General features: G+C 35.0%; 1 pseudogene. It reads left to right on the plus strand.

Annotated features, from left to right (window positions below):
• Positions 1-254, plus strand: a pseudogene (locus SB659_RS20045) (MFS sugar transporter); the annotation flags it as partial.

A 254-nucleotide genomic window follows, 5' to 3' on the forward strand; every position in this document is an offset into this window, starting at 1 on the left:
GTTGTGTTATTGGCAAACATTTTTGCTTATACAGGTACATTTATATTGTTTACCTATCTATCACCTATACGGGAAAAGATTACCGGGTTTTCACTGGATACGATTAATATCATCTTGCTCATTTTCGGGATTGGTGTAGCATTAGGAAATATGACTGGTGGACGTATTTCTAACCGAAATCCCTCAAAGACATTAGTGTACCTTTTTACTTTTCATGCTGTAATGCTGTTTATGATCACTTTTGTACTTATGAG

This window comes from Arthrobacter sp. SIMBA_036 (genome assembly GCF_046535135.1).
Classification (GTDB): domain Bacteria; phylum Actinomycetota; class Actinomycetes; order Actinomycetales; family Micrococcaceae; genus Arthrobacter.